This window comes from Sphingobium sp. Ant17, assembly GCF_000588875.1.
Lineage (GTDB): Bacteria > Pseudomonadota > Alphaproteobacteria > Sphingomonadales > Sphingomonadaceae > Sphingobium.
On the sequence record NZ_JEMV01000013.1, the window covers coordinates 71,637 to 91,409 of the forward strand.

20 protein-coding genes, 4 pseudogenes, 1 riboswitch and 1 other annotated feature are annotated in these 19,773 nt (G+C 61.4%); of the genes and pseudogenes, 10 read left to right on the plus strand and 14 right to left on the minus strand.

The features are described from left to right. Positions 1 to 31 precede the first annotated feature (31 nt). The 4 genes from BF95_RS08190 to BF95_RS08205 all read left to right on the plus strand — a co-directional run bounded on the left by BF95_RS08190 (position 32) and on the right by BF95_RS08205 (position 3,892). Positions 32 to 904 carry a LysR substrate-binding domain-containing protein gene (locus BF95_RS08190; RefSeq protein WP_043150682.1) on the plus strand — a complete coding sequence of 291 codons (873 nt, stop codon included), beginning with the start codon at positions 32 to 34 and terminating at the stop codon, positions 902 to 904. After that, complete coding sequence (locus BF95_RS08195) at positions 901 to 2,052, plus strand: TDT family transporter (RefSeq protein ID WP_043150685.1); 1,152 nt, start codon at positions 901 to 903, stop codon at positions 2,050 to 2,052. The genes BF95_RS08190 and BF95_RS08195 overlap by 4 nt, the downstream gene beginning before the upstream one ends. A 127-nt stretch (positions 2,053 to 2,179) precedes the next feature. Next, positions 2,180 to 3,403, plus strand: a complete 1,224-nt coding sequence (locus BF95_RS08200) for a molybdopterin-dependent oxidoreductase (RefSeq protein WP_043150758.1) — start codon at positions 2,180 to 2,182, stop codon at positions 3,401 to 3,403. 12 nt (positions 3,404 to 3,415) lie between these two features. Continuing rightward, on the plus strand, positions 3,416 to 3,892 hold the full coding sequence (locus tag BF95_RS08205) for a hypothetical protein (RefSeq protein ID WP_019054680.1): 477 nt from the start codon (positions 3,416 to 3,418) through the stop codon (positions 3,890 to 3,892). Between the two features lie 9 nt (positions 3,893 to 3,901). Here the strand turns inward: BF95_RS08205 and BF95_RS08210 are convergent, their stop codons facing one another. The 7 genes and pseudogenes from BF95_RS08210 to BF95_RS08235 form a co-directional block, all read right to left on the minus strand. Further along, on the minus strand, positions 3,902 to 5,266 hold the full coding sequence (locus tag BF95_RS08210) for a voltage-gated chloride channel family protein (RefSeq protein WP_043150688.1): 1,365 nt from the start codon (positions 5,264 to 5,266) through the stop codon (positions 3,902 to 3,904). Between the two features lie 23 nt (positions 5,267 to 5,289). Next, positions 5,290 to 5,366, minus strand: a riboswitch (Fluoride riboswitch). A 240-nt stretch (positions 5,367 to 5,606) separates the two neighbouring features. Beyond that, positions 5,607 to 5,918, minus strand: a complete 312-nt coding sequence (locus BF95_RS28180) for a DUF202 domain-containing protein (RefSeq protein WP_268747155.1) — start codon at positions 5,916 to 5,918, stop codon at positions 5,607 to 5,609. Between the two features lie 127 nt (positions 5,919 to 6,045). Further along, the gene (locus BF95_RS08225) at positions 6,046 to 7,131 is read right to left on the minus strand and encodes a sulfite oxidase (protein WP_043150693.1); all 1,086 of its coding nucleotides are present in this window, start codon (positions 7,129 to 7,131) and stop codon (positions 6,046 to 6,048) included. 312 nt (positions 7,132 to 7,443) lie between these two features. Then, the gene (locus tag BF95_RS27275) at positions 7,444 to 7,644 is read right to left on the minus strand and encodes a hypothetical protein (RefSeq protein ID WP_143560316.1); all 201 of its coding nucleotides are present in this window, start codon (positions 7,642 to 7,644) and stop codon (positions 7,444 to 7,446) included. A 73-nt stretch (positions 7,645 to 7,717) separates the two neighbouring features. Then, positions 7,718 to 7,861, minus strand: a complete 144-nt coding sequence (locus BF95_RS26225; protein ID WP_443018347.1) for a DUF4113 domain-containing protein — start codon at positions 7,859 to 7,861, stop codon at positions 7,718 to 7,720. Between the two features lie 137 nt (positions 7,862 to 7,998). Next, a complete protein-coding gene (gene adhP, locus BF95_RS08230; protein WP_043150695.1) occupies positions 7,999 to 9,030 on the minus strand; it encodes an alcohol dehydrogenase AdhP in 1,032 nt (343 codons plus the stop codon). A gap of 72 nt (positions 9,031 to 9,102) precedes the next feature. After that, positions 9,103 to 10,490: pseudogene (locus tag BF95_RS08235) on the minus strand (NAD-dependent succinate-semialdehyde dehydrogenase). A gap of 416 nt (positions 10,491 to 10,906) precedes the next feature. On the opposite strand from BF95_RS08235, the gene BF95_RS26230 reads away from it, so the two are divergent. Next, positions 10,907 to 11,718, plus strand: a protein-coding gene (locus BF95_RS26230) for an IS5 family transposase (protein ID WP_152542615.1) whose coding sequence is annotated in 2 segments (ribosomal slippage) — positions 10,907 to 11,300 and positions 11,300 to 11,718 — 813 coding nt in all. Because the reading frame shifts where the segments join, the coding sequence is not laid out codon by codon here. A 16-nt stretch (positions 11,719 to 11,734) separates the two neighbouring features. On the opposite strand, the gene BF95_RS08245 is transcribed toward BF95_RS26230, so the two are convergent. From BF95_RS08245 to BF95_RS28080, 3 genes are all read right to left on the minus strand, one after another. Next, positions 11,735 to 12,931: an IS256 family transposase gene (locus BF95_RS08245; protein ID WP_043150697.1), complete on the minus strand. Its 1,197-nt coding sequence runs from the start codon at positions 12,929 to 12,931 to the stop codon at positions 11,735 to 11,737. 129 nt (positions 12,932 to 13,060) lie between these two features. Further along, positions 13,061 to 13,390 (minus strand): cupin domain-containing protein, encoded by a 330-nt coding sequence (locus BF95_RS08250; protein ID WP_043150700.1) that lies wholly within the window; start codon positions 13,388 to 13,390, stop codon positions 13,061 to 13,063. 15 nt (positions 13,391 to 13,405) lie between these two features. After that, positions 13,406 to 13,744: a hypothetical protein gene (locus BF95_RS28080; RefSeq protein WP_043150702.1), complete on the minus strand. Its 339-nt coding sequence runs from the start codon at positions 13,742 to 13,744 to the stop codon at positions 13,406 to 13,408. Positions 13,745 to 14,117: 373 nt separating this feature from the next. On the opposite strand from BF95_RS28080, the gene BF95_RS08260 reads away from it, so the two are divergent. Together BF95_RS08260 and BF95_RS28920 are read left to right on the plus strand one after the other, a co-directional pair. Beyond that, positions 14,118 to 14,564, plus strand: coding sequence for a globin domain-containing protein (locus BF95_RS08260; RefSeq protein ID WP_043150706.1), 447 nt, complete (start codon positions 14,118 to 14,120; stop codon positions 14,562 to 14,564). A 157-nt stretch (positions 14,565 to 14,721) separates the two neighbouring features. Continuing rightward, complete coding sequence (locus tag BF95_RS28920) at positions 14,722 to 14,865, plus strand: hypothetical protein (protein WP_234831532.1); 144 nt, start codon at positions 14,722 to 14,724, stop codon at positions 14,863 to 14,865. 190 nt (positions 14,866 to 15,055) lie between these two features. Here BF95_RS28920 and BF95_RS28185 read toward each other — a convergent pair whose 3' ends face one another. Together BF95_RS28185 and BF95_RS28190 are read right to left on the minus strand one after the other, a co-directional pair. Beyond that, positions 15,056 to 15,658, minus strand: coding sequence for an IS4 family transposase (locus tag BF95_RS28185; protein WP_200866906.1), 603 nt, complete (start codon positions 15,656 to 15,658; stop codon positions 15,056 to 15,058). A gap of 87 nt (positions 15,659 to 15,745) precedes the next feature. Further along, complete coding sequence (locus BF95_RS28190) at positions 15,746 to 16,489, minus strand: IS4/Tn5 family transposase DNA-binding protein (protein WP_043150709.1); 744 nt, start codon at positions 16,487 to 16,489, stop codon at positions 15,746 to 15,748. 120 nt (positions 16,490 to 16,609) lie between these two features. On the opposite strand from BF95_RS28190, the pseudogene BF95_RS26245 reads away from it, so the two are divergent. Beyond that, positions 16,610 to 17,039: pseudogene (locus BF95_RS26245) on the plus strand (IS66 family transposase); the annotation flags it as partial. A gap of 95 nt (positions 17,040 to 17,134) precedes the next feature. On the opposite strand, the pseudogene BF95_RS08280 reads toward BF95_RS26245, so the two are convergent. Then, positions 17,135 to 17,551: pseudogene (locus BF95_RS08280) on the minus strand (transposase); the annotation flags it as partial. Between the two features lie 101 nt (positions 17,552 to 17,652). On the opposite strand from BF95_RS08280, the pseudogene BF95_RS08290 reads away from it, so the two are divergent. After that, positions 17,653 to 18,881 (plus strand): annotated as a pseudogene (locus tag BF95_RS08290) (IS3 family transposase). Then, positions 17,934 to 18,050 (plus strand) — a sequence feature (AL1L pseudoknot). It overlaps the preceding pseudogene by 117 nt. 142 nt (positions 18,882 to 19,023) lie before the next feature. Continuing rightward, positions 19,024 to 19,452, plus strand: coding sequence for a hypothetical protein (locus BF95_RS08295; protein ID WP_200866907.1), 429 nt, complete (start codon positions 19,024 to 19,026; stop codon positions 19,450 to 19,452). Between the two features lie 117 nt (positions 19,453 to 19,569). On the opposite strand, the gene BF95_RS08300 is transcribed toward BF95_RS08295, so the two are convergent. After that, positions 19,570 to 19,773 (minus strand): integrase core domain-containing protein (locus tag BF95_RS08300; protein ID WP_043150717.1); only part of this gene is annotated, 204 nt, incomplete at its 5' end.

The window sequence follows — 19,773 nt, forward strand, 5'->3', positions numbered from 1 at the left end:
TTTCCCTATCATTGGGGCAAGGAGATCGGGCATGACCCTGGAACAACTCAGGATTTTCGTCGGTGTCGCAGAGCGCGAGCACATGACGCGTGCTGCCGAAGCGCTCAATGTGACGCAGTCGGCCGCAAGCGCTGCCATCGCCGCGCTAGAAGCTCGGCACGGCGTGCCGCTGTTCCACCGGGTCGGCCGCGGGATCGAACTGTCCGAAGCGGGCCGCATGTTTCTGATCGACGCACGCGCCGTCCTTGGCCGTGCGGCTAGCGCGGAACTTGCACTGGCCGAATATGCCGGGCTGGAGCGCGGCACACTGCGGCTGGTCGCAAGCCAAACGATCGCGGGCTATTGGCTGCCCCGCCAGCTAGCGGCGTTCCATGCGCGCTACCCCGCGATCACGATCGAACTGGCGATCGACAACACGGAAGGGGCCGCGGCGCGCGTGCTCGACGGTGCGGTCGAGCTCGGCTTCGTCGAGGGTGTGATCGACGAGCCCGCGCTCGCGCATTGGACGGTCGCTAACGACCGCATGGTGCTGGTAAGCGACCGCGCAGCCGACACGATCGACGAGGACTGGATCCGCGCCGCACGCTGGATCGTCCGCGAGCAGGGATCGGGCACGCGCTCGTCGTTCGAAGAGGTATTGCGTCAGCGTGGCGTCGATCCGTCGGACCTCACCATAGCGCTGACCCTGCCATCGAACGAGGCAGTCCGCAGCGCGGTCGAGGCCGGCGCAGGCGTCGCGGTGCTGTCGCAGCATGTCGTCGCGCCAGCAATCGCCGCCGGAACGTTGCACGATCTGCCGCTCGGTCTGCCGCGGCGTCCGTTCTACGCGCTGCGCCATAAAGAGCGGTATCGAACGCGGGCGGCCGATGCGCTGACCGATCTCATCAAGGAGACTGGCAAGTGACCGCCGATCTGAAACCCGTTTTCGATGGCCTGAAGCCCCTCAGCCGGCTCGACTCCCCGCGCGAGATGATCCGGCAGTTCACCCCCAACTGGTTCGCCGCTACGATGGGCACCGGCATTCTCGCGCTCGCCTTGCCGCAGGTGCCGGGCGTCGGCGCATCGCTGCACCCGGTCGGCGAGGTGTTGTGGTATTTCAACATCGCGCTCTTCACGCTGTTCGCCGGGCTCTACACCGCGCGCTGGACGATTTTCGGGCACGAGGCGCGGCGGATCTTCGGGCACAACACCGTATCGATGTTCATCGGTACGATCCCGATGGGCCTCGCGACGATCATCAACGGGTTCCTGGCGTTCGGCCTGCCGCGGTTCGGCGCCGGCGTGATCCCGATCGCCGAGACATTGTGGTGGATCGACGTCGCGATGTCGCTCGCCTGCGGTGTGGCGATCCCCTACCTCATGTTCACGCGGCACGAACATTCGCTCGACGGCATGACCGCGGTGTGGCTGCTGCCGGTGGTCGCGGCGGAGGTCGCAGGTGCGAGCGGCGGCCTGCTCGCCCCGCATCTGGCGGACGCGCATCACCAGTTCGTCGTGCTCGCAACGTCGTATGTGCTCTGGGCTTATTCAGTGCCGGTCGCGTTCGGCATCCTCGCGATCCTGATCCTGCGGATGGCACTGCACAAGCTGCCGCACGAGAGCATGGCCGCCTCGAGCTGGCTCGCGCTCGGTCCGATTGGCACCGGCGCGCTTGGGATGCTGGTGCTCGGCAGCAACGCGCCCGCGATCCTCGCCGCCAACGGCCTGGGGCAGATCGGCGCGGTAGCGCAGGGGATTGGCACGATTGCCGGGCTGCTGCTCTGGGGTTTCGGTCTGTGGTGGCTGGCGCTCGCGACGCTGATCACGATCCGCTACTGGCGCGCGGGCATTCCGTTCAACCTCGGCTGGTGGGGCTATACCTTCCCGCTTGGCGTCTACACGGTCGCCACCTTCAAGCTCGGCACGACGCTTCAGCTCGGCTTTTTCGGGATCGTCGGCACTGTCCTCACAGTGGCGCTCGCAGCAATGTGGCTGCTGGTCGGCGCCAAGACGGTCGCGGGCGGCTGGCGCGGGAACCTGTTCGTGTCGCCCTGCATCGCCCAAGCCAATTGATGGGCCGAACTGATCGTCCTGTCGGATCGAACCGTCGCATCCGATCGACCCGTACCGGGTAGACCGGCGGACGGGTCGCGCATAAAAGCATGACATCGAAGGGAGAATGCTGGTGGACAGCCTGGATATGAAATTGGCGCAGGCGATGAACCGCCGTCGCTTTCTCTCAGAAGCCGCGATCGGTAGCGGCGCGCTGATCGCCGCACCCGCGCTGGCGCAGAGCATGGTCGATCTGCATCTGCCAGGTGGCCCATCGGAACGGCCCATGACCAACGCGTTCCCCGGCAAGGGCAACATGATCCTCCAGCGTATCCACCCGCCGTTGCTGGAAACGCCGATGAGCGTGTTCAATGGCGACGTCTTCACGCCGAACGACCAGTTCTTCGTCCGCTGGCACTGGGCCGACATCCCGACCGCGATCGATGTCGAGGCGTTCCGGATCAAGGTGTACGGCGCGGTCACGCGTCCGCTGTCGATCTCGCTCGCGCAACTGCTGAAGCTGCCGCGCGTCGAGTTGGCGGCAATCAACCAATGCTCGGGCAATTCGCGGGCGTTGTTCCAGCCTCCGGTGGCGGGTGCGCAGTGGCGTCACGGGGCGATGGGCAACGCCAAATGGCTCGGCGTTCGCTTACGCGACGTGCTCGACATCGCCGGCGTGAAGCCGGGCGCGGTCGCGGTACGGTTCGGTGCGCTCGACCAGCCGGTGGTCACGGGCGCACCGGATTTCGCCAAGTCGCTGTCGATCGACCACGCACGCGACGGCGAAGTGATGCTGGCGTTCGGAATGAACGGCGAGCAGATGCCGCTCCTCAATGGCTTCCCGGTCCGGCTGATCGTACCCGGCTGGTATTCGACCTATTGGGTCAAGATGCTGAACGACATCGAGGTGCTCGCCGCACCCGACGACGGTTACTGGATGGCCAAGGCTTACAAAATCCCTGACACTCCAGGCGCGAACGTGCGGCCGGGCCAGAAGGATTTCCCGGCCGTTCCGATCAACAAGATGATCCCGCGCAGTTGGGTCACGAGCCTCGACGAAGGGCAGGCGATCGCGTTCGACCGCTCGATCCCGCTGGGCGGCATTGCGATGGGGGGCGATTGCGGCGTCGCCAAGGTCGATGTGTCGACCGACAACGGCAAGACCTGGTACAAGACGACGCTCGGCCCCGATCACGGCAAATACAGTTTCCGCCGCTGGGATGCGCAGGTTCCGCTCACCCATGCGGGCCCGACCAGGCTGATGTCGCGCTGCTGGAACACCGCCGGCCTCGCGCAGCCGATGACGCCGATCTGGAACCCGGGCGGTTTCATGCGCGGCAACATCGAAACCACCAACATCGTCGTCGGCTGAGGAGCAACGCCTGTGAAAACGCCTTCCATCGGCACGCTGTCGTTCGGGTTCGTCGGCGCGACCGTCGTTCTGCTGCTTGCGATCGGTTCCCCGAACAGCCGTGTCGCCCCGCCGCCTGCGGCCCCGACTGCACCACCGCCGCCAAGCGTCTCGGCGCGCGGCTTTTCGCTGGCGTCCACCTCGGTCGATCTTCCGACCGACGAAGGTCAATATCCCGCCGGCCCGCATGCCGATGTCATCAATGCCAACTGCACGTCGTGTCATTCGGCGAGCATGGCGCTGAACCAGCCACCACTCTCTGGCGACCAGTGGACCGCGGAGGTCACCAAGATGCGCGAGGTCTACAAGGCACCCGTCGCCGCAGCCGACGTACCGGCGATCGTCGCCTATCTGACTGCCATGAGCACGAAGCAGCCGGGCGCCGCGAAGGGCAAGGCACAGGACCCCGATCCGAAGGCTGCGCCCGACGTATCTGGAGGATCAGGTTAAGCCATCAACTCACGACACGCGGTTTTGCGCGCGAAGTGCTGTGCGGCGTGTACGTGTCTCGCGCAGTGTCGCATCGGGCGCCAGACCGTCTGCCGGCACCTTGGGTATCGCAACGCGCTGCGACAGGTAGATGCCGTTGTGGCCCGAGCAGAGATAGGCCACGAAACAGGCGACGGCGATCGGCACCGCATAGGCGGCGCCGAACAGTTCGATTCCCATGAAGGTGCAGGCGAGCGGGGTATTGGCGGCCCCGGCAAACACCGCGACAAAGCCGATCGCGGCGAACAGGCCCGTCGGCACGCCCAAGAAAGGCGCCAGCGCGTTACCGAGCGCTGCGCCGATGAAGAACAACGGCGTGACTTCACCGCCTTTGAAACCCGCGCCGAGCGTGACGACGGTAAACAGCAGCTTGATCGCCCAACTCCACGGATGCGTGTCCGGTCCGAAGAAGCTGGCGATGGTAAGGCTGTCGGGCCCCGCTGCCAGGACACCCAGGCCCAGATAGTCGCGCGTGCCGAATAGGAAGACGAGCGCGATAACGACGGCCCCGCCGATCACTGGACGTAGTGGACCATAGGGAACGATCCGCTTGAGCCATCCCCCGACCACGTGGTTGGCTTCGGCGAAGGCCAGACCGACCAGTCCGAATATGATCCCCGCAACACCTGCCTTCGTCACGAGCAGCGCATCGACGGGTATCAACGCACCGATCGGGTAGACACCGTGATGGATACCCCAGGCGAGGCACGTCCAATCGCCGACCAGCGCTGCAACAAGGCAAGGCACCAGCGCGGAATATTCAACGCGGCCGATCGCCAGCACTTCGAGCGCGAAGACCGCTCCTGCGATCGGCGTGCCGAAGACCGCGCCGAACCCGGCTGCGATCCCCGTCTTCAACAGGATGCGCGTGCCGCCCGCATCGAGGTGGAGCGCGCGGCCGAAACCGCTGGCAAGGCTTCCGCCTAATTGGACGGCGGTGCCTTCACGTCCGGCCGAGCCACCGAAAAGATGCGTCACCACTGTGCCGAAGAAGATGAGCGGCGCCATCCGCAGCGGCACACCGCCGCCCGGCTCGTGGATCTGCTCGACGATCAGGTTGTTGCCGCCCTCCACCGAGCGCCCGGTGAGATGGTAGAGCAATCCGACCACGAACCCGCCCACCGGCAGCAGATAGAGCAGCCAGGGCGATGCGAACCGCAGTCGCGTAACGGTATCGAGGCTCAACAGGAACGCCGCACATAGCGTCCCGACGAGTGCCGCCATGGGCAGCAGGATCAGCGCCCAGCGCAGGACAGAGATCGCATGGTCGTGACGATCGCGCACAAATGCCGCAACGTTCAGCGTGTCGACCAGATTGCGAAAGGTAGCGCGCACAATTCCTCCTTGCTGCCTGACGGCGCCAAGTAGGAATCATCAGCTCATGTCAGAGCGGTTCGGCCAAATTGCCCGGCAGAAATCCATTGCCGAGGTCGATGTATGAGACGTTGGCCCCAACCGTCAATGGGCATGTTGGTCGGGCAAATGCTCGGACCTGTCAGTCGCCAGGGTCTATCTGAGCCCGTTATATGGACCGACCCGGGTACGCTACATGCGGGACCGATCGGTTTCGACCCGCGCGTCGTTTTCGGGCTGCGTCACAAGGGGCGATACCGCACGAAAGCCGCCGATGCGCTGCCGGGTCTGATCGGCCCGTAGCGTGGTTAGCGCTGCTGCGCTACGAGCGCGCCGTCCAGATGCCGACGAGCGCGGCCAGCGACACGAGCATAAGAAACCCGTTCATTACCAGGAGCAACGCCGCTGGCAGGCGCTTGATGTCGGGTCGTGGCGGCGGGGCGCCGGCACCCATCTCGCGCCACACCGCGGCGACAAAGCAAAAGGCGCTGAACAGGATCAGCATGGTCCCGGTCGCCGTCGCCAGCCACGGGAACACGACGTCCTTGAGCAGCGCGCGCGCGCCGATCCCGGAAGCGAGCGCCGCCAGTCCGGTACGCACCCAGGCGGCATAGGTGCGTTCACCGGCGAGGATTGTGCGTCTGCGGCAAGCTCCGTGCGACGATCAGCGCTGTCCACCTGCTGGACTGCGCTGTCCTTCAGCGTGCTCGCGCTCTCCGCCAGCTTCGCATGGGCCCGATCGGCGTCGTGCGGCGCGTCCATCAGCCGGCGGTGACGGTGATGCGATGCCAAGCCGTCGAGAGATAGCCGGCGAAGTTCCAGATCGCTTCGGGCCGTTCGGGCTGCATCTGCCCGGCACCGTCGACGGCGCGCACGACCAGGACGTGGAGCCCGGGCGAGAGATCGACCGTGACGTGCCACTGCGTCCAGCTCCAGGGTGAATCCGGTTGGCTGGTCAGTTCCGCCTGCAGCCAGTCGGTGCCGTCATTGACGGAGACCTCGACGCGCGAGACCGCTCGGCCGAAGGCGACCGCATAGCCCGCGATTTCGCATGCGCCGGCGCCGATATGCGCGCCGTCCACGGGGGCGCAGATCGCAGCGTTGAGCGGCATCTCCTCGATCGTCAGGCCCCGGTCCCAATCCGCGTCCTCCTTCGCTACCGACGCCGGAAAGAGCTTGTAGTCCTTGGCCTGGATCGGCGCATCGGACGGGCGATCGCGCACCTCGATGCGCGTCAGCCACTTGGCGCTACGAACGCCCGCATAGCCCGGCACGACGAGCCGCAGCGGTGCGCCATGTTCGGGGGCCAGCACCTCGCCGTTCATGCCCCAGGCGATGAGCACGTCCGGCTCTAGCGCCTTGGCGATCGAGATCGAGGCACCGAACGGCGCCGTCTCACCATCGACATCCACGTCGTCGGCCCCCGTAGTGCCGACGAACGACGCGCCATCTTGGATGCCGGCCGCGGCGAGTACGTCGCACAGTGCGACGCCGGTCCAAGCCGCATTGCCGATCGCGCCCACGTCCCAGGGATCGCCCGAAGTCTTTTCCACGTCTTGAAGATGTGCCCGACGATTGCCGGCGCACTGCATGGTCGCGGTCACTGTCCGGGTCGCAAATGCCGTTTGAAGTTCGGCGACCGTGTAGGAGCGCGGGCGGTCGACCAAGCCGTCCAGCGCTATACGATGATCGTCGGCCAGCTCCGGCGTAGGTCCGTGACTGCGGATGTAGAAATTCGCCTGCGGCGTCAGGAAGGACGTGATCAGTTTATCCGGAGGCGTTTCCGCATTGAGCGGCTCCGGACAGCGGAGGATTAGATTCTGTTCGGCGCGATCGGATGCGGTCATGCAAGCGGCCTACCATGATGAAATCAATAGCGAAATTGATCGTTTGGCTGGACGATGTCACCCAGACTCTTTCGATAGCCTATCCCTTTCTAGACGGGGGGAGCGATCGCCATGCCGTCGCGCAAGAGGCGCCGAGTGCAAGACAGCCTTTCCCGTAGATCGACTCAATGTGGCTGAGCTTGCTACGACGGCTTTGTCCCAAAAGTCGTCGCTAGGCACCAGGGATGACGGAAAACCCTATCGCCATCGCAGATGCGCGACAAACGGGTGTTTCCCGACGCCCTCAGGCCTTAGCGTATATCGGTGCCCGTTTTATGTGACGCCCCCATCAGACATTATTACTGAAGATGGAGTAATGACCTCATTGGCTTGATTTGATTCAATGTGAAATTGTTCAATTTCGGGGGCAGCCGGCAGCAGATTTTTTACCCGAAGCTTTCTAACTTCATAAGCATAGTAGGTCGCAATGACACAGGCTGCGAATAGCAGCGCTATAAGAATGCCGGTCGTCATAAGTCCCCACAGAACGAAAACAGGCGTAAATCAGTACGGATATTTTGCTGTTCCACAACGCAAATCGGCGCGATTAGCGGGCGATCGGTATCTCCGCTATTCGGGTTGTCCAGGCCGGGCTTTTTTGGGACCGCTTGGTGTCGAAAGACCGAGCGCCGCATCCTTGGGCGGCGAGGACAATGGTATTGCGGCCGAAGCGTGCATTAATGCCATCCATCGCCGCCAGCAGACCGGGGGCCTTAGCGGTGTGTTTCTGGCGGAATGGCTCCGCTGTCGCCTACCGGGGAAAGTGAGCGACAACGGATCAGGTGCGCCATCCCGAACTACGGGATCGGCAAACCGAGGCAGGGATTGCTAGGCGTTCTCGAGATCGAGAACCACGCGTCCCTCGATCTCGCCCTTGTGCATGCGGGCGAAGACGTCGTTGATGTTCTCGAGGCTATCGGTAGTGACCGTCGCCTTGACCTTGCCCTGCGCCGCAAAGTCGAGCGATTCCTGCAAGTCGAGGCGTGTGCCGACGATCGAGCCGCGCACGGTGATGCCGTTGAGGACAGTGTCGAAAATCGAGATGGGAAAATCACCGGGCGGCAAGCCATTGAGCGATATGGTCCCGCCGCGCCGCGCCATGCCCATCGCCTGCTGGAAGGCTGTCGGGGAGACAGCAGTGACCAGAACGCCCTGCGCGCCGCCAATCTCTTTGGTGATGAAGGCCACCGGATCCACATCCCGCGCGTTGACGGTCAGCGACGCGCCAAGATCCTGTGCAAGCTTCAGTTTTGCGTCGTCGATATCGACCGCGACCACATTAAACCCCATCGCCTTGGCATATTGTACCGCCATATGCCCGAGACCCCCGATACCTGATATCGCCACCCAATCGCCCGGCTTCGTATCGGTGACCTTGAGGCCCTTGTAGACGGTAACCCCGGCGCACAGGATCGGCGAGATGTCGATGAAGCTAACATTGTCCGGAAGGCGGCCTACGTAATTGGCATCGGCCAGCACATACTCTGCGAAGCTGCCGTTTACCGAGTAGCCGGTGTTCTGCTGCTCGTGGCACAGGGTTTCCCAGCCCCCCAGGCAGTGCACGCAGTGCCCGCAAGCGGAATAGAGCCATGGCACACCGACCCGGTCGCCCTCCTTCACATGGATTACGCCCTGCCCGACAGCTACGACATGCCCTGCCCCCTCGTGTCCCGGGATGAAGGGCGGGTTCGGCTTGACCGGCCAGTCGCCTTCAGCCGCGTGAAGGTCGGTATGGCACACGCCAGTTGCGGCGATCTTGACGAGGATCTGGCCCGGCCCTGGCCGGGGCACCTGCACCTCCTCGATCACGAGGGGCTTGCCGAATTCACGTACGACGGCGGCTTTCATGGTGCTCTGCATTGGGGCCTCGCTTCATAAACAATAAAACGCTGTCGGCTTCGCCGATATGCGCAGTCCGTAAGTCAGGTATCCTCAGAATGGCGCGTCGATATCGACGATGTCGATCAGCTTGTGATTAACGAATTCCTTGATGCCAAGACCGAGCAGTTCGCGTCCATAGCCCGACCTGCGCACGCCGCCGAACGGCAGATCGGCTTTGACCATGGTCGGATGGTTGACGAAGACCATGCCGGTCGAGATGCGCCGCGCCACCTTGGCACCGTGGGCCGTATCCGACGTGAAGACCGAGCCGCCAAGGCCAAAGGGGGAATCGTTGGCGATGCGCACGGCATCATCTTCGTTCTTCGCTCGAAACAGCATCGAGACCGGGCCGAAGAACTCCCAGTGTCGCGCGGGATTATCATCGCCGATATCGGTCAGGATGGTGGGCTGCACGAAAGCGCCCTGATTGGGAATTTCGGGACCCACAGCAGTGGCCGTGGCGCCATGTTCGACCGCCTTGGCGATCATTTCTCTGAGACCATCCGCAGCCCGTTGGGAAGAGAGCGGCGCCAGAGTGGTCTCAGGGTCGAATGGGTCACCCATGCGCAACGCGCCCACACCTTTGGTATAGCTTTCGAGGAATTCGTCGTAGACTCGTCGGCAATGATCATGCGTTTGGACGAGACGCAGACCTGCCCACCGTTCCAGTGCCTGCCGAACACTGCCCATTTGACGGTCTTTTCGAGGTCGGCGTCCTTTAGCACGATGAAGGCATCGGCGCCGCCGAGTTCCATGGTGGACTTTTTGAGCGCCCTGCCCGCTGCCGATGCCACGGCAGCGCCGGCAGCTTCCGAACCCGTCAGTGCGACACCCTGCACGCGCGGATCGTCGAGGATCATCTGTACATGGTCGTGATCGACGTAAAGGTTGATGAAAGCATGCTTAGGAAGACCGGCCTCCAGCATCAATTCTTCGAACGCCGCAGCGCACTGCGGCACGTTCGCCGCATGCTTGAGCAGGATCGTATTACCCGCAGAAAGCTGCGGCGCGATGATCCGCGCGATCTGGTAGTAAGGAAAATTCCACGGCTCGATCGCGAGCAGCACGCCAAGCGGATCATGGACGAGAACCGCATCGCCTTCGGCAGGGTCTGTGACGGGGAGCTTTTCGGGCGCCAGAAGCCGTTCAGCGTTATCCGCGTAATAGTCGAAGATCGCGGCGGACAGTTCGACTTCGGCGTGCGCCTCGGCGATCAGCTTGCCCATTTCCACCGTCAGGAGCGGCGCGTACTTGTCGGTGTCACGACGCAGGATTTGCGCCGCCGCGCGCATGACCTCAACGCGTTTGGCGAATGAGGTCATGCGCCACTGCTGGAAAGCCGCATCGGCATCCCCGATAGCTTGGGTAATTTCCCCGGCAGTCGCCGTCTCAAACGTCTTCAGGGTCTCGCCGGTGTAGGGATTGGTTGTCTCAAACATGCCAATTTTCTCTTCTGCTCGGTTGGCATCGGGAAATCTCGCCGCTGGTCAGCGGTTCGAGCATCGATGCAAACGCAATGTTAATGCCCTGCTTGGCTGCCCATGTGAGAGATTGGAACGCGAAGGACATTATCACGACAAGCACATAACCTGTGCGTATGACGCACCTATGGCTGATCTCTTTGACGCGTGTCAACACCGGGATAAAAACGGGCCAGGCACCGGTTTAAAATGGGGCCAGTTGGGTTGAATAAAAAGCCTCAAGGTTGAGGCTGGATAGGTCGTGTCCCACGGGGTGGTGTAGGAACCGTCGATCTACGGCAGGATCGGGTTCAGGTCAGAGGCCGTTTCGAAAGGGGTTGAGCGGCTGAGGTTCGTGTGATTCCGGGGGTTTTGCAGACAACCCGGAGATCTTGATGTGGACCCCAGCCACCCGCGTGCAGCATACGCGTGTTTCGAAGCGTTACCAGACGGATTTGAGCGATGCCGAGTGGGCGCTGATCGCGGCATTTGTTCCCGAGGCGCGCACGACGGGGCGGCGACGGCAATGGCCAATGCGCGAAATCGTGAACGCCATCTTCTACGTTCTGCGCGGCGGGATTGCATGGCGGTTGCTGCCCAAGGACTTCCCGCCGTGGCAGACGGTATACCGCTGGTTTGCCCGGTTTCGTGACGAATGCCTGTTCGAGCGGATCAACCATGCGCTGGTCGCGCTCGATCGCGAGCGAGCCGGAAGGGACGCCTCGCCAAGCGCAGCCATCATCGACAGTCAGAGCGTCAAGACCACCGAGAGCGGCGGACCGCGCGGCTAGATGCTGGCAAGAAGATCAAAGGTCGCAAGCGCCATGCTCTGGTCGATACTGACGGCAGGCCGCTGCTTGTCGAGCCGCACACCGCCGATGTCCAGGATCGTGATGGCGGCGGCGCGTTGCTGCAAATCTCGCGCGGCCTCTTCCCGTTCATCGAGAAGGTCTGGGCCGATGGCGGCTATAACCATCACCGTGTCACCGAGGCGACCCGCATCACCGTCGAGATAGTCAGCAAGATCGCCGGGCAGTCCGGCTTCGTCGTCCTCCCTCGGCGCTGGGTGGTCGAGCGGTTCTTCGCTTGGGTCAATCGAAACCGCCGTCTGGCCAAGGACGTGGAAGCCACCCTCAAATCCGCCGCAGCCTTCCTCTACGCCGCCGCCGCCATGCTCATGCTACGCCGTTTGGCTCGGTCAGCGTGAGTTTCGAAACCGACTCTCAGGCGGCCAGTGCTGGCAAGCTGACAATAGGGTTATGGCTCACCGAGCCGGGGGTTTCCAGTGTCATGTAGCGGCGCGATACCGCCCACTCATCGTTCTGCTCCAGCATGAGCGCTCCGACGAGACGAACGACGGCAGCGTCATTCGGGAATATGCCGATCACGTCCGCCCTCCGCTTGATCTCCTTGTTGACCCTTTCCAACGGGTTGGTGGACGCGATTTGCGCCCAATGATCCTTAGGGAAGGCCATGTAGGCGAGCACGTCTTCGCGTGATGCATCCATCATGTCGGCCAGCTTTGGAAACTTCTCGCGCAGGGCATCGGTAACCTGGTCCCACTGCTGGTGCGCCGCCTCGGCCGTTTCCTGCGCGAAGATCGTCTTGATCATGGCAATGACGGCGGGCCGTTGTTTGGGCGCGGCATGGGCAAACGCGCCTCGCATCCAGTGCACCCGGCAGCGCTGCTGGGTCGCGGAAAATACCTTGCTGGCGGCGGCGCGCAGCCCTTTGTGATCGTCGGAGATGACCAGCTTCACACCACGCAGGCCGCGATCCGCCAGCGAGCGCAGGAAGGCTTTCCAGAAGGGTTCGGCCTCCGAGGGGCCGGTGGCTACGCCCAGAACCTCGCGCCGGCCATCGGTGTTGACGCCCACCGCGATTATCGCCGCCGTCGAGACAATCCGGCCGCCCTCGCGCTCTTTGAGGTAGGTGGCATCGATCCATAGATAGGGCCACTCGCCTTCAATGGGCCGCGTAAGGAAGGCATTCACCCGCTCGTCGATCTCGGCAACCAAACGGCTGACCTGGCTCTTTGAAACACCGCTGGCGCCCATCGCCTTGACCAGATCGTCGACTGAGCGGGTCGAGACGCCATGGACGTAGGCTTCCTGGATCACTGCCGCCAAGGCCTTCTCGGCGGTGCGGCGTGGCTCCAGGAAGCTCGGGAAGTAGCTGCCCTTCCTGAGCTTGGGGATCGCCAGATCAATCCGTCCGGCGCGCGTATCCCAGCCCCGCTCACGGTAGCCATTGCGGTGGTTGAGCCGCTCAGGGCTGCGGGACCCGCAAGGCACACCCGTCTTCGCCTCGATCTCCAGATCCATCATGCGCTCTGCGGCGAAAGCCAGCATCTCACGCACCAAATCGCTATCAGCCCCTTGCTCAATCAGCTCGACAAGGGCCATTCTGTCATCGGTCATCGTCTTCTTCTCCAGGTTCGAGTTCGCATCCGAACCCTACCAGAAGATCGACGGTGGCCACCCTTCTCAGGAAAACCTTCCTACACCACCCCGTGGGACACGACCAACATGAAGCCGACAGGACAGCGGCTATTGCTTCAGCATGATGGTGACAAGCAAGGCTGATTCATCAAGCGAGTGAACGGCATGCTGCTGGCCTTGATTAAGGTAGAGCCAGTCCCCTTCGCTCATGGTCTCCTTTCGGTCGTCCAGGCTAATCTCGACCGACCCACGCAAACATAGGACCGTGGCGTAGCCGGGCACCTGGTGCGCTGGAATATTCTCGCCGCTTTTCAGTGATACGCGAAGCGCCGTAAACTGGCTTGTTTTCACGAGGGCAACGCGGCCAACTTCTTCGCTTCCTTCCATTCCGGAAGCGAGATTCACAATTTCGTTCGGCTTCACATGTTTCAACGCCATCGTCGTCTCCTTGGGTCATTTCCGCGCTGGTCTCTGGCTTATCCATGCAGGAGGGTCTCTAGCGGGGAAGGACTCTAATGATGCCTGGTCCACTGCATCCCAGACCGCACCTTGTCTGTTTAGCTCGCTGGTCCGAGCTCTCACTGCCGCTTCTATCTCCCGATGCGTGCCGGATTTCGTGCCCTCGATGGCATCTTCAATATCCGTCGCGCACGAGCATATCGTTTCACCAATGGCTTTCTCAACGTCGGAGTCGAGTGTCTCACCCGGTTTCTCCTGCCAGAGTTTGTGAGCAAGCTGTGCCGCCTCTTCGATGGCCTCTGGAGATATCGGATCATCATATTCGCGCGGCATCTGAAGTCCCTTCTGATTACGACAAGGGAAGGTAGTCTGCTTGTTTCGAACAAGCCATCCGTCGTGCGATAAAACCCGATCGTCCCTGCCTTTCTTGTGACGAACTCTGAAGCGCCCCTGGTGTTCGAAGGCTCCCTACCGAGTGGCAGGGACGGTTCACGTCAGCCGGATCTTGCGGGTTGGAATCCCTTCCCGATCACCGCCGCTTCAACCCAGCTACGCGTTTGAACGCCGGCTGAAGCATTATGCGTGACAAGATCAAACCCCTGGTCATGGCGGGGTCCGTGAGCTTAGGGTGGTGGAGCGACAGAATAGGAAACCTACCCCTAGGCCTAATCGTTTCGTTGCCAACTCTGCAAGGGAGCACTTCAGTATGTCCAAACCACTGTCCCCCGAAACCATGGCCTTGGTGAAGGCAACGGCTCCAGCGCTCCAGCAGCATGGCGTGGATATCACCACGCGCATGTACCAGCGCCTCTTCGTCGATCCCGAGATCAAGGCTTTGTTCGACATGGCCGCTCACGAATCTGGCGCTCAGCCGAAGCGCCTTGCCGCGGCGATCCTCGCCTTTGCTCAGAACGTCGACAAGCTGGATGCACTAAAGCCCGCTATCGAACGGATTGCCGCACGCCACGTTCAGACCCACATCAAGCCTGATCACTATCCTGCTGTAGCTAACGCGCTCCTTCCAGCGATCCGTGACGTATTGGGAGAGGCTGCAACCGACGATATTCTGAATGCATGGGGCGAGGCCTATTGGTTCCTCGCGGACATCCTCATCAACCGCGAGGTGGAGCTTTACGAAGGACAAGTGGCGTGACCACTACAGCCCCAGGCCTTCCTGAGGGGCTGCAATTATACAAGCGCACCGACACTTTCTCTGAGGAGACCACTCCCAAAGGGCTGCTCAATGTTCATTCAACCAAAGACGGGTATGGGGAGTCATCACGGTTGAAAGCGGTAGCCTGAGATACAGAGTGACGGATAACCGACGAGAGCCATTCGAGAAGGTGCTCACACCGGAAGACTCGCCCGGAGTCGTTGAGCCAACTATCCAGTATAACGTGACACCGCTCGGATCAGTCTGCTTCCATGTCGCATTCTATCGTGCAGCGAGGTAGGGAAAAAGCCAAAGCTGAGCTGCCCGCGCCCCGCTGATAAGGCAGATTCAGCTTTAGGCTATAACTGCCACTCTCAGCCGACCGCAAAACCTAGTCAGTTATTCAGTGATCCTCTTCGGCTTAAGGTCAACGACAAGTCTGCGTTGGCTTGACGGTGTGATCCACCGTACGCCTCCGGTAGCGCTTGCGATTACCCACAAGTGGCAAGCTCCGCGCCTATTTGGATATCGACGAGGCGTCGTAGGCCGCGCCAGACAACGGTGTTGCCAGGCGGGGGGTCAGACATCCGCGCAAGATAACCGCCAAGGCGGGACAATTTGGTGAGATATAGCTGGAGCGTTCCCGGCTTTGCTCGGCGGTTCCCGCTATCGGTAACGAGGCGGTCGAGGATTGCAATTTCCGTTGCTGTAAATGCGATCGCCGGATCGGCATCGGGGGCAGCACGTGCCATCATGGTCATCCACATCACGCGCCAACTGACGATACAAAACAGCGCGACAAGGTTGGCTAAACGATCGGCGGTGCGAAGCTTGGCATCTTCAGCACGACATCCTGACTTCAGAATCTTATGAAAAACTTCGATCTTCCAGCGCGTCGAATACCAACGTATTTTCTCGATCGCTGCGTCGAGGTCGGCAACTTCCAGATCGGTGACGAGCTTCCACAGTATCGGCTTCCGGCCCAATGGGACACCGACTTCCGACGCATGGATCACCGTCAGATCGAGCGCCGGGTAGCGTTTTTTGCTTCCCGATCGGCGGGCAGACGTGGATTCGTTTGTACCGTATATCAAGGGTTACACGTTCGACCGTGTCATTATCGACCCTCACTTCGATGCTATGCATGCCCCGCGCTTGGAGCCTCTTGCATTTTCGATTTTTCASGGTGTGATCGCCGTTGCCAGCGAGCCTGTCGACAACGGTGCGGACGACGAAGTGAGTGCCGAGATCTTTGGCGAGGCAATAGAGTTCGTAAATGTCGCTCTCTCGATCGCCGACATGGACACACCGATCCGGCTGCCCCAACAGAGCGACTGACTGGCGAAGATTATCGAGCAACGAACGCTCTCCTTCGCTTCGATCGGAACCCGCGTCGGGTTTATTCTCCGCTTGAGCTGGGCAGTACCCTTGAACTTATCGCGGTTCCAGAATTTGACCGCGGCCAGGCCGAGGGGCAGTCCCTCATCCGTGACAACGAGGCTGGAATGCATAAGTATTCCGCAAACCGCATGAGTGGCGAGACCACTCTTGTCGCGACCACTGTTGACGCTTTTGGTGAAACCGATGTCGTGCGGGTTCCGCCGCTGATAGGTGAACTCTGTCGTATCCTGAAGCACCAAGATCGGTCCGTCAGATGCGGCATACCGCGCCTTCGTCGCCTCGATATGGCCTGCAAGGATGTCCCCTTCCTCGACCTTTGGGTTGGAAAAGAACCGATATGCGGCTTTGGTGCTCGCCCAGTCCTGACAGGCCAGAGGAATTGATCCTCCCATTCTGTCGCTCAGGCGGCGAAGCAAATCGCCGAACCGGCGCCCGAGACGAGCATCTCTGAAAGCTGTTTCATCGACCTCGCTGCGCGACCAGTGGTCACCCAAAGGCAGCAGTTTTTCGCTTTCGGCCTGCATCGCGCACCTCACGAACACAATCACGGTGCTCGTGAATGAATCACAACTGATTCATCCGATTCAACAATTTTCTCTCGGAGACACGCAAGCGATTCAAATACTTGTGGGTAATCGCAAGCTACACAGGCCAGCTACATGCGCCGCTTCCGCCAGAAACATAGCGTCCCGGTCCTGGACGCACTCAAGGCGTGGCTCGATGACATCGCACCTAAGGTTGTGCCCGACACCAAGCTTGGTGATGCGGTATCCTACACCCTCAACCAGTGGGAATACCTGACGCGCTACGTCGAAGACGGCAGGATGCCGATCGATAACAATCTTCTCGAACGCGACATCAGGGTTTTTGCAACAGGAAGAAAATCCTGGCTTTTCTGACACCGTGGACGGCGCACGGGCGAGTGCCGTCACCTACAGCCTGATGCTGACTTGCCGCGCCTGCGGCGTCGAGCCTCTCGCGTGGCTACGCCATGTCCTCACTGAACTGCCCCAGCGACCTCACGACGCCGATATCGACGACCTGCTGCCATTCAACTTCGAAAGACACGCCTGACCCGCCGACGTCGTTGCGGTGGCCTGTCTCGTCCAGCGTCAACTATGATGGCCGCTCTGCCTCCGGAAGCAACGTGCTGCGAAATGCGCGCTTACGATCAAATCGGGTGAGACGTCGATGCCGTAAAGATCGTGCAGGTGCCTGGTGATCTCGCGGGTGCTCATGCCTCGCGCGTACATCGACACGATCTTGTCGTCGAAGCCGGTAAAGCGGCGTTGATACTTGGCGATCAACTGCGGGTCGAAGCTCGACTGGCGATCGCGCGGCACGTCGATCGCCAACTTGCCGGTGTCGGTCATTACCGTCTTTCGACCGTAGCCGTTGCGCATGTTGCCGACGCCGTCTTCGCCAGCGAGGTGGTGATCCATCTCCGCATTCAGGGCACGCTCTGTCAGCGCCTTCTTCAGCGAATCGAGCAGACCGCCCTGCTCGAAAGCGGCACTGGCAGCGCCGCCCGCCAAAAGCTGATCGAGAAGCTCATTCGGTATGGCAGGCTCTTTGCGTCGAGACATAGTGGGACTCCCTTTTTACCCATTATGCCCGCCCGCACACGGAAATCCTGAAGCGCCCCGGGTTTCCAGGAGGCTCCAACTTGTGAGAAGGAGCATCCGTTATGAGCAAGACAACCAACAAATTTTCACCTGAAGTTCGCGAACGGGCGGTTCGTATGGTGATGGAGCAGCGGGCCGAATATGGCTCGGAATGGGAAGTGATGAAGTCGATCGCTGCGAAGCTCGGCTGCTCGCTGGAGACGCTGCGCCGCTGGTGCCGCGAGGAGGCGGGCCGACGAGCGGGGCCAGCGGCGTTGGCTGCCGATGACCGTGAGCGGCTAAGGCTGCTAGAGCGCGAAGTGAAGGAACTGCGCCGCGCCAACGAGATTTTGCGCAAGGCATCTGCGTATTTTGCGATGGCGGAGCTTGACCGCCCCGGAAGATGATGATGGCGTTCATCGACGCCCATCGCGAGGATTTGGGGATCTAGCCGATCTGCCGTGAACTGGCGATCGCCCCTTCCTCCTACCATGAACATGCCGCACGCCGTATCGATCCTGGCCGACGTCCGGCACGTACCCGGCGCGATGAGGAGATCAGGGAGCAGATCAAGCGGGTCCATGAGGCCAGCTTCGGCCTCTATGGCGCACGCAAGGTCTGGCACCAGATGCGGCGTGAAGGCATAATGGTGGCGAAATGCACGGTGGAACGATTAATGCGCGCCATGGGGCTGGCAGGCGTCCGGCGTGGAAAGAAGACGGTCACCACCGTCAGCAACCCGAATACGCCGTGTCCGCTGGACAAGGTCAATCGGGCATTTCGCGTCAGCCGGCCAAACGCCCTGTGGGTCGTCGATTTTACCTACGTGCACACCTGGACGGGCTTCGTCTATGTTGCCTTCGTGATTGACGCTTTTGCCCGGCGGATCGTCGGATGGAAGGTCAGMACGTCAGCCACTGCCAACTTCGTTCTGGATGCCCTGGAGCAGGCGATCCATGCCCGTAGGCCCGGTCCCGATGATGGACTGATCCACCATAGCGACAGGGGAGTTCAATATCTTGCCATGAACTATACCCAGCGCTTGGCCGAGGCCAAACTCGTCCCCTCGGTCGGTAGCGTMGGTGATTCCTACGACAACGCCTTAGCCGAGACGATCAACGGCCTTTACAAGGCCGAGGTCATCTGGCGGCAGCGATCATGGCCAAGCGTTTCGGCCGTGGAAATGGCAACGCTGCGCTGGGTCGATTGGTACAATAATCACCGGCTCTTCGGCCCTATCGGGCACATCCCGCCCGCTGAGGCCGAAGACAATTACTATGCAGCCCTCGAGAACCTCGATATGGCTGCATAGCCAAATGAAAACTGCCTCCTGAAAACCCGGGGCGCTTCACTGGACCAGCATTCTCGTCTCTGCCTGGTATGGCCATCTCAACGGCAAGACGCTCGAGATCACATCCGACATCGCATTATGGTACAGGCCCGGCACCCCGGTCTTGCCGGCCCGCTGGGTCTTGGTTCGCGACCCTGACGGAAAGCGCGAGCCGCAAGCCTTCTTCAGTACCGACATCACCCTCGAGCCCGCCGACATCATCGCCCTCTACGTCCGGCGGTGGCAGATTGAGGTCACATTTGCCGAAACCCGCGCTCACCTGGGTGTCGAGACACAGCGCCAGTGGACCGACAAAGCCATAGCGCGAACGACTCCAGCGCTGCTGGGTCCCTACTCTCTTATATCGCTATGGGCCGGCGATCTGCTAACCAATAAAAGCAACCCTTATTCCGCCGCCTGGTATCGAAAAACCAGCCTGACCTTCAGTGACGCCATCGGCGCCGTCCGCCTCCAGCTCTGGGTCGGCGACATTAATCAACAATCCCCGCCGCACCGAGAACCGCACTATATAGAGGTGGCCGGGTTGATTTGAACAGGGATCTGCAACGGTTAAGTGGATCGTCTGCCGGTTTCATCGAACTGCCGATATGGGGCGTCATGTCGGGAGGGCGTAGCCGACCAGAGTGACGCCCCATATCGGCGGCCAAATTCAAGCTGCCATCAACATGGGCAGGTTGTCAAAATAGGTCTGGTCCGGCGTCTTGGCAGCAAGGCTCGAATGCGGCCTCCTACTATTGTAGAAGCTCAGATACCGACCGATCGATGATCGGGCTTCGCTGACCCCGCCGTAGGCGTGCAGATAAACCTCTTCGTATTTCACCGAGCGCCACAGGCGCTCGACCATCACATTGTC